Origin of the sequence: Anaerotignum lactatifermentans, from assembly GCF_016902535.1 — a bacterium.
In the GTDB taxonomy this organism is placed as follows: Bacteria; Bacillota; Clostridia; order Lachnospirales; family Anaerotignaceae; genus Anaerotignum; species Anaerotignum lactatifermentans_A.
This window is the reverse complement of sequence record NZ_JACSNY010000006.1, coordinates 100,460-115,405: the sequence shown is the minus strand read 5'-3', so window position 1 is coordinate 115,405 and position 14,946 is coordinate 100,460. Positions and strand designations below refer to the sequence as shown.

Genomic DNA, 14,946 nt, shown 5'->3' with positions numbered 1-14,946 from the left:
ATTTATTCTCACTGCCCTTTTTATGGGATAGAGTTTTTATCAGGGAACGGGCGGCGGTGGGGATATAAAAAAGCGGTGTGTGAAAGCAGGTTCCCCATAAGAAAACGGCTCCAGTAAAAAATGCCGGAATCCTTGTAATAAAAAGGATTCCGGCATTTTTTGTTCTCTTCTGAAGATGGGGCTGACGCACCGCGTCCTATTTTTTATAGGATTTTATTTGTTTTTTGGTGCTGTGCCCAGACTGTCAATGATGGTAATGACCAGACCGCGGATGCTGTTTTCCGTGGTGCGGTAAGGGGCGATACGCAGTGTATAGCACCGGCCGTTGAGAGCCGTTACTTCCCGGTCGATGGAAACAAGATCCTTCAGTACTGTATTGGCGTCCCGCTCGATTTCCTCATCAGGGAAGCTATGGGCGAAAATCTGGATGGGCCGGCCAATATCGTGTTCCATCAGCTGGAATTCCCGTCCCACGTATTCGGTAAATTTACGGATATTCAGCTTGCTGTCTACAAAAAGGATGCCGATCATTGTGGAAGACAGGAAGTTAGACAGGTCGTTTGTCATCATAGTCAGCTCGTCCAGCTTCAGCTGATGCTCTGTATTGACGGTATAAAGCTCTTCGTTGACGGACTGCAGTTCTTCTGTGGAGCTTTGCAGTTCTTCATTTGCTGTCAGCAGTTCTTCGTTGGCGGCCTGCAATTCGCCGTTGACGGTTTCCAGACGCTGGATGGTAGCGCGCAGGTCTCTCTGGGATACCTGGAATTCCCGTTCCAGATCGGCGATACGCCGGGCGGCGGTGGCGTCGATCTCATATTTTTCTGTAATGCCTTCCGTTTCCGGATGCCGCCGCTCCAGGAACAGTACCGCTGTCAGTGTGCTTTCCTCGCCGGGGGCGGCGGGGATGGGCTGAACCATCAGATCAATGATTTTCCGACCGGAAGGACAGTCTACGGCAATATCCGTATAGGTCACTGGGATTTTTTCCACATGGCACCGGCTCAGCGCCGTAGAGGCTACCAGCGTCAGATCCTTATTGAGCATACTGAAGAAATTCAGGGTTGCCTTTCCGGGAGCCAGGGTAAAGTAATCGGCATAATTTCCGAAGAAATGGACTACACAATCATTTTCATCCAGTACAACGGATGCCGGCAGAAAGGCTTCCAGGAATTTGGTGTAGGCGATTTCCTTATTCCGGTCTTCCTGGGGACTGCCCATGGAATAGGAACTGCGCATGGAAATAGCCTGAATATTAGGGATATTGAAGGTGGGCGGCGTCAGATCCTCCACCTTGCCCTCGCCTTTGTGAAGATATATTTTTTCCGGTCCGCAGATGGGTTTGAATAAATTAGCGTATTCGCTGGCAGTTTCGCTTTTCCCTAAAAAGAGATAGCCGTTGTTTTTCAAAGCGGAGTGGAAAATAGCAAATAATCCCCGGCGCAGTACCGGCTGGAAATAGATCATCACGTTTCGGCAGCTAATCATATCCAGCTTGCCAAAGGGGGGATCGGAGAACATATTGTGGGGAGCAAATACGATCATCCTGCGGATCTGTTTGGAGATATGGTATTGATCGTTCTGCTTGATAAAGAACCGGGAAAGACGGTCCGGTGTAATATCATCAATAATATTTTCCGAATAGATGCCTTTGCTGGCCTGCTCGATGGCACGGCTATCCACGTCTGTGGCAAAGATCTTGATATCCCGCTTTACCTGAAGCTCTTCCAGTGCTTCCTGGAAGAGAATGGCGATGGAGTAAGCCTCTTCCCCGGTGGAACAGCCAACGCTCCATACCCGGATGGGCTCATCCTCCCGGGTGCGTTCGATGATTTTGTAAATCGCGTTGTATTTCAGTTTTTCAAAGAAAGGCGCGTCACGGAAAAAGTTTGTTACGCCGATCAGGATCTCTTTGATGAGGATATTGACCTCGTCATTGTTATTTCCCAGCAATCTGGCAAACTCCGCCAGTGTAGCGGTATGAGTGACCAGCATCCGCCGCTCAATGCGCCGCAGAATGGTGGAACGCTTGTAATAGGTAAAGTCAATTCCGCTGGCGTTTTTCAATATGATGTAAATATGGGAGAGGGTTTCTTCTTCGGAGAAGATTGCCTCTTCGTCAGCGGGACCGTCGATTCTGGGTGTGCGCAGCAGCAGGGGAGTCTGGGAAAAATTGAGAATCTCATCCGCCGCTTCCTCGGGAGAGAGGATGAAGTCCGCCAGTCCCGTCTGGATGACGCTTTTGGGCATACCATCGAACTTGGCTGTATCCGGGTCCTGAGCAATGACCAGACCACCGTATTCCTTGACCGCTTTGACACCATTGGTTCCGTCGGAACCGGTACCGGAAAGCACAGCGACGATGGCATGCTCCCGTTTTTCTTTGGCCAGAGAAGTAAAGAACATATCAATAGGATGATTTAGGCTGCCGGCGGCATAGTCCGCCAGAATCAGCTTTCCATCCTGTATGGTCATAAATTTTTTGGGAGGGATCAGATAAACCGTATCCGCCTCTACCTGCATTTCATTGGCGGCCTGTATTACAGCCATTTCCGTATGCTTGCCCAGAATATCCGCCATAAGGCTTTTGTAGTTGGGAGACAGATGCTGAACGACTACAAAAGACAGCCCGCTGTGATTAGGCATACAGCTGAAAAACTGCTGCAGCGCTTCCACACCGCCGGCAGAGGCGCCGATACCAATAATCAGCGGCTCCTGGGTTCGTTTTTTTTCGTTCTGGGGTTCTTTTTCCTTTGTCATAGATAAGCCTCCTAACCAAATCAAATGCCGCGATCCTTTTGGATGGGGCGGAGATATTTTTCTTCAAATTGCTGCACCGGCATGGGCCGGTCAAAGAAAAAGCCCTGGGCACAGGCACAGCCCGCGTCAGTCAAAATGGAGATCTGGGCCTGTGTTTCCACACCTTCGGCCACACAAAGCATATTGCTGCTGTGGCAGATATCTACCAGGTCTCTGACCAGCATCCGGCCGCGGGGGTTATCCGCCAGCTGAGAGATCAGGCTGCGGTCCAGTTTTACGCAATCGAATTTTACGTTAGTAAAGATAGAAAGATTAGAGTATGCGGAACCGAAGTCATCCAAGGCAAAACGGATGCCAAGCTCACGGAAGCGGTCTATGATATCCGACAGAGACTGGCTTTCCACGTTGATCCCGTGTTCTGTGACTTCCAGTTCCAGCAGATCCTGCGGCAGCTGGGTGTACCGGCTCTGGATAGCCAGCACAGAGGCCAGAACGGTAGGATCGAAAAGGGTGAAGCGGGAAAAATTGACGGAGATCCGTGTGGCGGGACGTCCTTCTCTTCTCCAGCGGTCCATGGTGGATAGTGTCTGATTCAGTACGAAAAGATCCAGCGCGCGGATATCGCCGTTTTTCTCCATTTCCCCGATAAAGCGGTCCGGGGTAATCAGATTGCCCGCTTCATCCAGTCCACGCACCAGCGCTTCCGCTCCCAGGAGCTCACCTGTAATCATATGAATCTTAGGCTGGAGAAAAATAGTAAAGCGGCCCAGGCGCACCGCGTCCGCTACGTTTTCCAGCCCTTCCTGAAGAAGGGCCGAGCGCAGCTTTGGCGTGTCTTCCACAGGCGCGCAGCGCATAATGGCCCGTGCTTCGTTGACCAGCGTCTTTCCGTCGAAGATGCCGTCAGACCAACTGTGTCCGATCCGCAGATCCTTGGGATAACGCCGCTGCAAAGCGGAGCGCAGACGGGTGCAACGACCGAGGAAGACCTGTCTGGTAATATCCGGGCACAGGGCTACAAATTCCGCGTCCCAGGTACGGAAAATAAAGGAATGACCAAAGATATCCGCCAGCGTTTTGGAAACGTACCACAGCAATTTGCTGCCATATTCAAATCCCTGGGTGCTGTTGATGGAGGACAAATTAGGAATGTCCAGACAAATGGCGCCCAAAGAACTATAACTGTCTGAATTCAGGGAGTAGATCACATTCATATACGCCTGCAGATTAGGCATTTCGCTTAAAAATACACTGGAAGCGTCTCCCGGTATCTGTATCCTTGTATGGAAGCGATTCTGTTCTCCTACGATGTAAGGGATCAGGGTGGTGAACAGTGCGGCATCCATAGGATGTACTTTAGGATTTTCAATACATAAAAAGCCGATTACCACATCCTTTTCCAAAAAAGGAAGAACTGTAAAATGCCATTCATTCAAAGTGGAAGAGGCGTTTCTGGATGAAAGCGGCGTGCTTCTGGTAAGGAAAAGCGGCAGACGCTCCTCCAGACACCGTTTTAAAATAGGAAAACGTTCCACAAGCATGCCGGAAACAGCCTGTTGGATACTGGGCTTTCTGGGGCTGGTCCATTCAAAGGGCATCGTAACTACATGGCGGTTTTCCGCCAGTGCCAGAACATAGACCCGATCCGCCTGATAGTAGTTGCCAATATAATTCAGGACACTGTGGATAGAGGATTCCAAAGAGTTAGAGGTAAGCATGGCGGAAACACATTGCAGGGCCACATCCTTTTCCGGTTCGGAAAGGGGGCGGTCCATTTCTGTCCGTCCCAGAGTTACCTGATCGTCTTTGGAGGAGAATTGAAGCTCATTCCATCCCCAGTCGTCATTTTCCTGAGAAAATGTGACTGTATCCGATGCCATATTATGCCAAAGCTGGCAAAGCTGAATTGCCTGTGTTACCATAGCGGGATAGTCTGCTTTTTCCATGGAGGCGCAGACGATGCCTGCGACAAAGCGCATGGACCGCAGATCCTCTTTGTCTGCCAGAGCCATACGTACGAAGGAGAACGCATCCTCCAGCTGCTGTTTTATGATTTCCGGAGAAGTCATAGCCGGGAAAAATACCAGCAGCTGAGATCGGCTGTACTGCCCGACGATACAGGCAGGACCCAATGCGGAGGAAAGGGCCACCGTCAGGTCATGACGCAGCTGATTCATGGCGGAGCCGTGTTCTGTGTAAAGCTGCTCCATTCCGCCCAGCTGGATCATTGCCATGGCGCAGGGATAGGTTCCGCCTTTGCGGATTTGAAATTCGATCATGGCCCGGGTCGTAGCCCGGTCATACAAACCGGTGATCTGGTCATATACCGGATTGATCCCCAGCTCTGTTTCCCAGTGGTTGCGCTGGTCGTACTGCATAAGGCAGGCAAATAAATAGATGTCATGGGTCAGGGGGTCCTGAAACAGATGGATGATGTGATTTACCCAGCGGATATTGCCGCCGCCGTCTATCCTTCTGTATTTCAGACTGATCCACTGCTCCTTCTGGCCATACAGGGCGATGAGCTGTTCTTTGTTAAAAAATCGGGACAGCGCCTGTTTGTCATCACTGCGGAAAATCTTTTCTTCGCCTTTACGCAGAAGATCGCTGCAGTTGTGTTCCATTGCCTGTGCCGTAAGGTCTTTTCCCTCCAGCCAGAATTCCTGGACCGTATCCATGGTCAGATTAGCCTGTAATCCTGAGATCATATAAGGAGATAAGGCGGCGGGAAAGAAGAGGGACAGGTTTGTTTTGGGTTCCTGACCGGCGAATTCCGTGGGCAGTTTTTCGATGATGCCGACAGCTTTTACAGCCCGGCCCGCGTCATCATAGAGCATACGGTAGGAAAGGGCTGCCCATCCATAACAGTCCGTATCCTGATACTGTAAAATAAAATTGCCATAGCCCTGTGTTCTGCCGTTGAGCAAATCCTCCGCGAATTCCTGAAAACGAGGTACGGAGTTGGGATGAACCACGCCGTTGGTGATAAGAAAATCAGGGAAGGGCTCCTGCATGACCTGGGAGGGATCGTCTGCGTGGAAGTATCCAAAGAGCGTTACGGTGCGGGAAGTCAAATTTACCTCCCACATTCCCTGGGTCGTCTGTTCAAAAGCGCTTTGCAGCCGTTCGTTGACAGCCTGCAGTCGCTGTTCGTTTTCTTTGAAACTGGAGATATCCGTTGCCGTGACCAGCAAAACGGGATAGGGATTGTTATAGTCGATTTTTGTGGCGCGAACATGCCACCACAGCCATGTTTCGCCGTCAGCGGAAACACGGTTGGTATATTCCGTGGAAATGTTTTTCATAACTCCGTCGCGCAGCGCCTGCTCCAGAGCCACCCAGTCATCGGGATGCACCAGAGAAGAAAGGGGCTGGGGCAGAAGATAATTCTGGGGGTCTGCGCCCAAAATCCGGCAGAAGCTGGGACTGACATATATCAGCTGGGGTGCTTCGCCCATTTCCACCAAAGCTACACCGCTGTCCATATGCTCCAGCAGACTGCTGAGGGAAATGGTATTGACAGGAAGGTGATCCTCTGCGGCACTTGCGGAGACTGTGGCGCCGTATTTGATAAAAAAGCAGTTTTTTCCATTTTTTTTGGCTTTATACAGAGCCAGGTCCGCCGATTGATAGAGATTGTCAAAATGCAGACCGCTGCCGGAAGCAATATATCCTCCTACACTGGCCGTCAGAGTGACACTGGGGGTGCCGCCCAATACCATCTGCATCTGCTCGCAGATCTCCTGCGCTTTTTTGCGGACCAGTTTTTCAGAGAATTGACCAGACAAAAAAACAATAAATTCATCGCCGCCCAGACGGCCAACAATATCCTTGGCCCGAAACAGACTGGAAAGAATCCGCGCGGAGCGGCGAATGGCCTCATCGCCGGCCTGATGTCCCAATGTGTCATTGACCTGTTTGAAATTATCCATATCAATGATAAACAACGCGCAGACGTCGCCTTGTTTCATGCTGCTGAGTCTTTGCTGGATATATGTTTCCATGGTGCCGCGATTCAGAAGGCCGGAAAGCGCGTCTTTGGATGCCCTCTCCCGAAGCTCTTCAAACTGGTGCCGCAGAGCAGGGGAGATGGGTTTTATCTGATTGTTCTCTGTCATAGATTGTTTCCCTCCCCAGTGGATCAATGGTTTTTCCGGCTATGCCCCTGATGACGCTGATGCTGTCGAACCGGAAAAAATGTGTATGCGCCGCGGCAAACGGCAGAAAATTTTTTTGGCACAAAAAGAAAAAGCCGCATCCCCAAAAAAGAAGAATCGAGGGAGGCCGTTTCCGGTGTCCTTGTTTTTCTGTACTGAGCGCATTCTGTTTTTTGCCGCGCGTCAAATTTTGGCGATAAAAATACATCTATAATATAGCATTGTATTTGGAAAAAAACAAGAGTTTGCGGGTACATTGAGAATATTTATTCATTCTGAAAAAACATGGAAAACAGAAGAAAAGAGCCGGAACGGAAGCGGTGAAGTATTGTATCCCGTATACAGGATAACGGAGAAATACAGGAATGAAACAGAAGAGATACTTTTTTCAACAAAGAGAATGTACGTTTCCGGAAGGATATGCCGGATAATTTTTGGTATAATCATGTAGTTTTTTTGGTTTTTCATGTGAAAACGGCGGGATTGACCCACAAAGACAGGCATAGGAAGGGTATTACAAAGAGAAAAAGAAAACCGAAGGGATACCCGGAAAGGGAAACCCCTTCGGTTTTTGTTGCTGAAAGAATCAGTGGTTGCCGCATTCCCCCGCGTGCTGGTGCTCATGGCAAACAGAACCGGTGGAATGAAGTTCCCCTTTCAGATAGCTTTCCACAGCGGTTTTTGCGTTGCCTTCCGCGCCGACGATGACTTCAATATTTCTTTCGTTGAAGATTTCAATGGCGCCGCCGCCCATTCCGCCGGCAATAATGACATTTACGCCCATATCGCCCAGGAAATTTGGCAGGAAGCCGGGTCTGTGGCCGGGATTGGCAACGACGGTTTCCGCAAGGATGGAGTTCTGATCTGTGTCGTAGATACGGAAGGCCTCACAATGACCGAAATGGCCCGCTACTTCTGTACCCATGGATGCTACTGCGATTTTCATATGACATTCTCCTTTTTTGATATATTATGGTTGGATGTCCAAAAGGGACATGGTTTTGCGATAAACTTCATAAAGCGCGTCTCTGGCGGGGCAGTCTATTTCCGACAGAGGAAGGCCTTCATTGATGGCTCTGGATGCGCTGGGGTCATAGGGAACCCGCCCCAGGAAGGGGATTTCTTCTTCCTGACAGTAGGCTTCGATCTCCGCCGTTTTTTCCGGGCTGAGATCATACTTATTGACGCAGACTGCTGTTTTGGCCCGGAAAATAGAGGCCGTCTCCACAATGCGCTTTAAGTCGTGGAGTCCCGACAGGGATGGCTCCGTTACGATCAGTACCAGATCCACGCCGCTGATGGAAGAGATGACAGGACAGCCGATCCCCGGCGAGCCATCGATAATGGCCAGTTCCGCGGGAGGCGCCGCCTCTGTCATGGCGGATTTCACAGCGGAAACCAGTTTTCCGGAATTTCCTCTGCCCATTTTCAGCTTGGCGCTGGAAAATACGGGATTGCCATCGTAGAGAAACAGAGAACCGGCTTTGTCCTCTTTCAGACTGGCTGCCCCATAAGGACAAACCGCGGTGCAGACACCGCAGCCCTCGCAGGCATATTCGTCGGCCTGATAAACGCCGTCTGTTTCATGGATGGCATGGAACCGGCAGGCGTCGGCGCAGATGCCGCAGCCCAGACATTTTTGGGGGTCGATCCATGCCTTTTCAGAGCCGTAATAATCGGAAACGGCAGGGTTTCCCTCCACATGGGAAACAAGATGGAGATTGGGGGCGTCCACATCACAGTCAGCAAAGACCTGCGCCTGGGAAAATCGGATAAAGGAAGCGGTGGTAGTGGTTTTTCCGGTGCCGCCTTTTCCGCTGAGAATCAGTAATTTTTTCATAAACTGTCTTCACCGCCGATCTTTTTGAGTATATTCTGGAAGGTTTGTTTCAGTGTTTCATTTTCCCGCACGGCGATTTTTCCTTCCGCGCCCAGCGCCGCCAGTTCCTCTGAGAAAGGAAAAACGTGAAGCAGAGGGATATTTTCTTTTTTACAGAAATCCTCCAGCGGAGGATAAGGCCCGTCAGCTTTGTTGAGGATGACGCCGCAGGGCTTTTTCAGCAGCCGCACCAATTCATAGACCATCTGGAAATTGTGGAATCCAAAGGCCGTAGGCTCCGCCACAAAAACGGCATAGTCCGCGGCGGAAACGCTTTCCATGACGGAACAGCTGCTGCCGGGAGGACAGTCGATGACTGTCAGGTCCTCATTTTCATAGCCTTTGCGCAGGGCCTCCCGGATCACGGGTACTGCGGAGGCTTCTCCCATATTCAATATCCCCGTCACAACGGCAACATTTTCGCTGGCGCCCGTCTCAATGACGCCTACGGACCGTTTTTCCTCTGAAACGGCCTGCTGGGGGCAGACCAGGGCGCAGCCGCCGCAGGAATGGCAGACATCCGGGAAGATCATGGGTTTTTCCTTGATATAAACGAGAGCGTGGAAGCGGCAGAACTCCACACATTTTTTGCAGCCGTCACATTTACTCCCGTCAAAGACGGGCAGCAGGGTATGTACCTCTGCGGAGGAAACTTGCTGGGGCCGGAAAAATAACCTGCCGTTGGGTTCCTCTACATCGCAGTCGATATAGACGGCTTTTTTCGCCGCGGCGGCCAGATTGACGGAAACAAAGGTTTTTCCGGTGCCGCCTTTGCCGCTTAATACTGCCAGCCTCATGCTTTTCCGTGGAAACCGGCGTGAAAATGGCTCAATGGCTCCAGTTTCCCCTCCGCATAGGCAGCCAGATTTGTCTCTGCGTCAGTGCCCTGTGCCTCATAAATGGACATTTCAGCGGCCTGCAGCACTTCGGCGGCGTTTTGACCGCAGCGAATGGTAATGAGGACATTGACTTTGTGGTCCACCAAAAACTGAGCAGCTTTCAGCCCTGCGCCGCCTTGAGCCTGCGCGGCAGGGTTTTCGCAGATCTCCTGCTTTTTAGTTTCCGTGTCATAAAAAAGGACATAGGGCGCTCTGCCGAAGGAGACGCAGACATCCTTTTTATTTTCGTCCAAAGGGACAGCAATCATCATGGAAATTCCTCCTTTAGGGGCACATTCCTAAGAAAATAACGATTATGGAATCCTGTAACCAAGCGGATGCAGGCAGCACAATTTTTATTGGAATCGTTTTCTTAGAAAGACAGCCATCACAGCCCCCTTTAGAAATCAAGAGATCAAAAATACAGTTGTTTTCTTATGGGGAGTCTGCTTTACAGTTGATATTATTTTTGGCATATGCCATTTATTTCTAAGGTGAGTATACCTCTGTTATCGACATATGTCAATAATCACGGGGGGAAGTTCCTGTTTTGTTTCAGGAACAGGAAAGGGAATGAAAATATGGAAAAAACAGTGCCGTTGGCCATGCCGGAGGCATAGTATGGAAAGAGAAATGTGTCAGAAAGGCGGGATGGTTCATGTATCCCAAAGAATCAGGATATCCATTTCCGCCGGTGTGCAGGCCATTCCCGCCGCCCTGCTGCGTGCGGATCTGCTGTCCGGCAGGCGTGACAGGAGCCAGAGGGCCTACGGGGGCAGAGGGCCCTGCCGGTACCACTGGCCCTACAGGACCAACAGGAAACACCGGTCCGGATGGAGCAGCGGGACCGGCGGGAAGTACAGGCGCAACAGGTGCCACGGGGCCCAATGGAGAAAAAGGGCCTCTGGGAGATACCGGCCCTACGGGAGCAACGGGAGCGACAGGGGCAACGGGGCCTCCCGGCCCGGCAGGACCGGGGGCAGGGGCGACCGGTCCTACCGGAGCCGACGGAAGTACAGGAGCGACAGGCGCCACCGGTGCTACGGGAATGACCGGGCCAACAGGTGCCACCGGCCCCACAGGAATAACCGGCGCAACAGGTGCCACCGGCCCCACGGGAATCACAGGGCCTACGGGTGACGCCGGCCCTGCGGGAGCCACTGGCCCTACGGGGGCAGATGGTCCAGCTGGGCCGACAGGGGCCACGGGAGCGGACGGCGCCGCGGGTCCTACGGGACCTACGGGCGCGCTTCCGGAGGAATCCTTTGCTTCCTTCGCAAATCTTCAGTTTGTATTGAACAGCGGCCAGCAGGTTCCCGCGTATCCGGATGTGTCGGATACCACAGGCCAGATCGTTCCGCTGGATTTGTACAGAATCTCCTTTGCCCCCGGATATTATCTGATTTCCTTTAAGGTCTCCGGTATTTTCTCTTCGCCCAATTATATGCAGGTGACGCCCTATTATAATGGCGCGCCTCATTTGGAGACGGGGATCTACTTTGCCACCAATGCCAATGGTTCCAGCGCAGTAGGTTCTTCTTTCCTGATTTTGAATACGCCGGACGGAACGGAGTTTTTCCTTACCTATAACGGTTCCGGAAGATTGACGGACTGCGCGGTGAACCTGACGGCGCTGAAACTGGTACGGGACTGAGGAGGACGGCCGCTGTCTGTTTTCGGACAGCGGCTTGACATTTTTATGCAAAAGGGATATACTGTACCCATGAGTGAGCGCGAAGAGCGTCACGAAGGGGCACACCACCTCGGGTGTGATCTTTCGTGACGCTCTTTTTTGTTTTCACAGAAAATCAGGAGGTGAGACGGACATGGTGACCATCAATGGCGAACAGGTAAATGCCGCAGGGAAAACCGTAGCGGAGTATCTGGAGGAAGCGGGATACAAGACGGCTTATGTGGCGGTGGAGCGGAATCGTGAGATTGTTCCCCGGGCCACTTACGGCGAGGTCCTGCTGGAGGACGGCGATGTAGTGGAAATCGTGCGTTTTGTAGGAGGTGGCTGAGATGCGGCCCACGAGGGAAGAAATGGAGGCGGCCTTTGACGCTCGCTTTCCAAAGGAATTTCATCAGGCGGTGGCATCGGCCCGGGTGGCGGTGGCCGGTCTGGGAGGACTGGGTTCCCATATTGCCGTGATGCTGGCTCGTTCCGGCGTGGGGCATCTGTTTTTGGTGGATTTCGACCGAGTGGAGATCACCAATCTGAACCGGCAGGCCTATGGCATTTCCCATCTGGGACAGCCCAAAACACAGGCGCTGACAGCCCTCCTGCGGGAGATACAGCCCTACCTGGAGATTCAGACATGGAATGGTATGGTGACGGAGGAAAACGCGGCGGAACTGTTCGGCGGTTATCCCATTGTTTGTGAGGCCTTCGACCGGCCGGAAAACAAGGCGATGCTGGTCAATACGCTGCTGTGCCAATGCCCTGATACCGTTATTGTTTCCGGCAACGGCATGGCGGGCTATGGTGACGCCAACGAGATCCATACCCGGAAGATCATGGACAGGCTGTATGTCTGCGGTGACGGCAAAACAGATGTAGGCAGAGGCATGGGGCTGATGGCACCCAGAGTGGCGGTCTGCGCCGGGATGCAGGCAAATCAGGTGCTGCGGCTCATTGCCGCACAGGCAGGAATTAAAGAGGATTAAAAGAATATGGAGGATGAGAACATGGAAGACAAATTGATATTAGGCGGACACGAATTTCACAGCCGGTTTATTCTGGGCTCCGGCAAGTATAACCTGGGGCTCATCAAGGCGGCCGTAGAGGAAGGCGGCGCAGAGATCATTACACTGGCCCTGCGCAGAGCCAACACGAAAAAAGAAGAGAATATTTTGGACTTTATCCCCAAGGGCGTAACGCTGCTGCCCAATACCTCCGGTGCCAGAAACGCAGAGGAAGCGGTACGGATCGCCAGACTGAGCCGGGAAATGGGCTGCGGGGATTTCGTGAAGGTAGAGATTATGCATGACTCCAAATATCTGCTGCCCGATAACTATGAGACAGTGAAATGTACGGAAATTCTGGCTAAGGAAGGCTTTATCGTACTGCCTTATATGTATCCCGACCTGAATGTGGCAAGAGACTTGCAGAATGCCGGGGCGGCTGCGGTGATGCCTTTGGCTTCTCCCATTGGCAGCAATAAAGGCCTTGCCACCAAGGAATTTATCCAGATCCTCATTGACGAGATCGACCTGCCGATTATCGTAGACGCCGGCATCGGTAAGCCCTCTCAGGCCTGCGAGGCCATGGAAATGGGCGCGGCGGCCATTATGGCAAATACTGCCATTGCCACAGCGGGGGATGTGCCTGCCATGGCAAGAGCCTTCCGTCAGGCCATTGAGGCGGGCAGAACGGCGTATGTGACAGGAATGGGCCCTGTGCTGGCCAGAGGCGGCAGCGCTTCCGACCCGCTGACAGGATTTTTGAGATAAGGAGGGATACCCATGATTGATGAGGAAAGTCAGGTTTATTTTATCGACAGTGACCAGCTGCCGCCGGAGGTGCTGGAACGGAAGCATCAGCTGGAAAACGATCCTTCCATCCGTTCTGACCATATGAAATATATGGCGGGCATGGAAATCATTGATTCCGATATCAAGGATATCGTACTGCGGGAATTTGCCGCCTATGATTACAATAAATATACCGCCGATGATGTGCGGCTGGCTCTCAGCCATGAGCGGGTGAGCATAGAGGACTTCAAGGCGCTCCTGTCCCCCGCGGCGGCGCCTTTTCTGGAGGAAATGGCAAGAAAGGCCGAGGAAGAGACCAAAAAGCATTTTGGCAACACCGTTTACATTTTTACACCCATTTATATCGCCAACTACTGCCAGAACTACTGCATTTACTGCGGCTTTAACTGCTACAACAACATCCGGCGCAAAAAGCTGACCTTTGAGGAGATCGAAAAGGAAATGCAGGTCATTGCCTCTACGGGTATGGAAGAGATCCTGATTTTAACAGGGGAGAGCCGGAAATATTCTGATATCCAGTATATTGGGGAAGCGGTGAAGATCGCCCGGAAATATTTCCGTAATATCGGCATTGAGATTTATCCCGTCAATACAGACGAGTATAAATACCTCCATGAATGCGGTGTGGACTATGTGACTGTATTCCAGGAGACTTATAATCCGGAGCATTATGAAAAACTGCACCTGCTGGGTCATAAACGGATCTGGCCCTACCGCTTTGACGCACAGGAACGGGCACTGCGGGCCGGGATGCGCGGCGCAGGCTTTTCCGCCCTGCTGGGGCTGGACGATTTCCGGAAGGACGCTTTGGCGACGGCCCTCCATGTATACCTGCTTCAGCGCAGATACCCCCATGCGGAGTTGAGTCTCAGCTGTCCCAGACTGCGGCCCATTATCAACAACGATAAAATCAATCCCAAAGATGTGGGCGAGCGGGAGCTTTGCCAGATTCTCTGCGCTTACCGTCTGTTCTTGCCCTATGTGGGCATTACGGTTTCCAGCCGGGAATCTGTATCCTTCCGCAACGGCATCACCAAGATTTGCGCCACAAAGGTATCTGCCGGGGTATCCACCGGGATCGGCGATCACGAGGCGAAATACAGCGGCAGCGAGGACAGCAACGTAGGCGACGAGCAGTTCGAGATCGATGACAGCCGCAGCTTTGCCCAGATGTACGAGGATTTGGAAAAAGGCGGCCTCCAGCCTGTGCTGAATGAATACCTGTATGTTTGAGCATATGATTGCGGTCACCAACAGGAAACTGGTGACGGGAGATTTTCTGGAACAGATCCGTCGGGTCTGCCGCAAAAGGCCCAAGGCGGTGGTACTGCGTGAAAAAGACCTTTCTCTGGAGGAATATATCCGTCTGGCGGAGCAGGTGCGGAAGGTATGCGAGGAGGAAAAGGTGCCTCTGTATCTGCACGGCTTTGAGCAGGCGGCAAAGGCATTGGGCATCCGGCGGCTGCATCTGCCGCTGGAGAGCCTGCGGATGCTGAAAAATCCGGCGGAGTGGGAGATATTAGGAACCTCCTGCCACAGCGTAGAACAAATGGAGGAGGCTGTGGCTCTGGGCGCGACCTATCTTTTTCTGGGAAATATTTTTGAGACGGACTGCAAGCCGGGGCTGCCGGGGAAGGGGCTGGAACTGCTGAAAGAAGTATGTGAAAAGTGCCCGGTGCCTGTGTATGCCATCGGCGGCGTGACAATGGAACGGATGGAGGAGATCCTGAAGGCCGGCGCTGCCGGCGGGTGTATGATGTCCGGCTTTATGAAATGAGAA

The 14,946-nt window shown here is 52.1% G+C and carries 11 protein-coding genes and 1 pseudogene; 6 read left to right on the top strand and 6 right to left on the bottom strand.

Translation table 11 applies throughout. From position 1 onward, the window contains the following. Positions 1 to 213 precede the first annotated feature (213 nt). The 6 genes from H9X84_RS06535 to H9X84_RS06510 form a co-directional block, all read right to left on the bottom strand. Positions 214 to 2,757: a CheR family methyltransferase gene (locus tag H9X84_RS06535; RefSeq protein WP_205133506.1), complete on the bottom strand. Its 2,544-nt coding sequence runs from the start codon at positions 2,755 to 2,757 to the stop codon at positions 214 to 216. 20 nt (positions 2,758 to 2,777) lie between these two features. Then, positions 2,778 to 6,875, bottom strand: coding sequence for an EAL domain-containing protein (locus H9X84_RS06530; protein WP_205133505.1), 4,098 nt, complete (start codon positions 6,873 to 6,875; stop codon positions 2,778 to 2,780). A gap of 625 nt (positions 6,876 to 7,500) precedes the next feature. Continuing rightward, entirely contained in the window at positions 7,501 to 7,860 is a 360-nt protein-coding gene (locus tag H9X84_RS06525; protein WP_205133504.1) for a NifB/NifX family molybdenum-iron cluster-binding protein, read from the bottom strand. Between the two features lie 24 nt (positions 7,861 to 7,884). Continuing rightward, the gene (locus H9X84_RS06520; protein ID WP_205133503.1) at positions 7,885 to 8,754 is read right to left on the bottom strand and encodes a 4Fe-4S binding protein; all 870 of its coding nucleotides are present in this window, start codon (positions 8,752 to 8,754) and stop codon (positions 7,885 to 7,887) included. Continuing rightward, entirely contained in the window at positions 8,751 to 9,590 is an 840-nt protein-coding gene (locus tag H9X84_RS06515; RefSeq protein WP_205133502.1) for a 4Fe-4S binding protein, read from the bottom strand. The genes H9X84_RS06520 and H9X84_RS06515 overlap by 4 nt, the downstream gene beginning before the upstream one ends. Next, positions 9,587 to 9,943, bottom strand: a complete 357-nt coding sequence (locus H9X84_RS06510; RefSeq protein ID WP_205133501.1) for a NifB/NifX family molybdenum-iron cluster-binding protein — start codon at positions 9,941 to 9,943, stop codon at positions 9,587 to 9,589. Before H9X84_RS06510 ends, H9X84_RS06515 begins: the two co-directional genes overlap by 4 nt. 446 nt (positions 9,944 to 10,389) lie before the next feature. On the opposite strand from H9X84_RS06510, the pseudogene H9X84_RS13285 reads away from it, so the two are divergent. The 6 genes and pseudogenes from H9X84_RS13285 to H9X84_RS06480 form a co-directional block, all read left to right on the top strand. Beyond that, positions 10,390 to 11,325: pseudogene (locus H9X84_RS13285) on the top strand (collagen-like protein); the annotation flags it as partial. A gap of 172 nt (positions 11,326 to 11,497) precedes the next feature. Then, entirely contained in the window at positions 11,498 to 11,692 is a 195-nt protein-coding gene (gene thiS, locus H9X84_RS06500) for a sulfur carrier protein ThiS (protein ID WP_205133499.1), read from the top strand. Between the two features lies 1 nt (position 11,693). Continuing rightward, entirely contained in the window at positions 11,694 to 12,338 is a 645-nt protein-coding gene (gene thiF / locus H9X84_RS06495) for a sulfur carrier protein ThiS adenylyltransferase ThiF (RefSeq protein ID WP_205133498.1), read from the top strand. Between the two features lie 21 nt (positions 12,339 to 12,359). Next, positions 12,360 to 13,124 (top strand): thiazole synthase, encoded by a 765-nt coding sequence (locus H9X84_RS06490; protein WP_205133497.1) that lies wholly within the window; start codon positions 12,360 to 12,362, stop codon positions 13,122 to 13,124. A gap of 15 nt (positions 13,125 to 13,139) precedes the next feature. After that, complete coding sequence (thiH, locus tag H9X84_RS06485; protein WP_334298062.1) at positions 13,140 to 14,399, top strand: 2-iminoacetate synthase ThiH; 1,260 nt, start codon at positions 13,140 to 13,142, stop codon at positions 14,397 to 14,399. After that, positions 14,392 to 14,943 carry a thiamine phosphate synthase gene (locus H9X84_RS06480; RefSeq protein WP_205133495.1) on the top strand — a complete coding sequence of 184 codons (552 nt, stop codon included), beginning with the start codon at positions 14,392 to 14,394 and terminating at the stop codon, positions 14,941 to 14,943. The genes thiH and H9X84_RS06480 overlap by 8 nt, the downstream gene beginning before the upstream one ends. Positions 14,944 to 14,946: the final 3 nt, after the last annotated feature.

Bases quoted from the DNA above. Each gene is read 5' to 3' on its own strand.
- H9X84_RS06535 (WP_205133506.1), bottom strand. From the start codon at position 2,757: ATGACAAAGGAAAAAGAACCCCAGAACGAAAAAAAACGAACCCAGGAG.
- H9X84_RS06530 (WP_205133505.1), bottom strand. From the start codon at position 6,875: ATGACAGAGAACAATCAGATAAAACCCATCTCCCCTGCTCTGCGGCAC.
- H9X84_RS06525 (WP_205133504.1), bottom strand. From the start codon at position 7,860: ATGAAAATCGCAGTAGCATCCATGGGTACAGAAGTAGCGGGCCATTTC.
- H9X84_RS06520 (WP_205133503.1), bottom strand. From the start codon at position 8,754: ATGAAAAAATTACTGATTCTCAGCGGAAAAGGCGGCACCGGAAAAACC.
- H9X84_RS06515 (WP_205133502.1), bottom strand. From the start codon at position 9,590: ATGAGGCTGGCAGTATTAAGCGGCAAAGGCGGCACCGGAAAAACCTTT.
- H9X84_RS06510 (WP_205133501.1), bottom strand. From the start codon at position 9,943: ATGATGATTGCTGTCCCTTTGGACGAAAATAAAAAGGATGTCTGCGTC.
- thiS (WP_205133499.1), top strand. From the start codon at position 11,498: ATGGTGACCATCAATGGCGAACAGGTAAATGCCGCAGGGAAAACCGTA.
- thiF (WP_205133498.1), top strand. From the start codon at position 11,694: ATGCGGCCCACGAGGGAAGAAATGGAGGCGGCCTTTGACGCTCGCTTT.
- H9X84_RS06490 (WP_205133497.1), top strand. From the start codon at position 12,360: ATGGAAGACAAATTGATATTAGGCGGACACGAATTTCACAGCCGGTTT.
- H9X84_RS06480 (WP_205133495.1), top strand. From the start codon at position 14,392: ATGTTTGAGCATATGATTGCGGTCACCAACAGGAAACTGGTGACGGGA.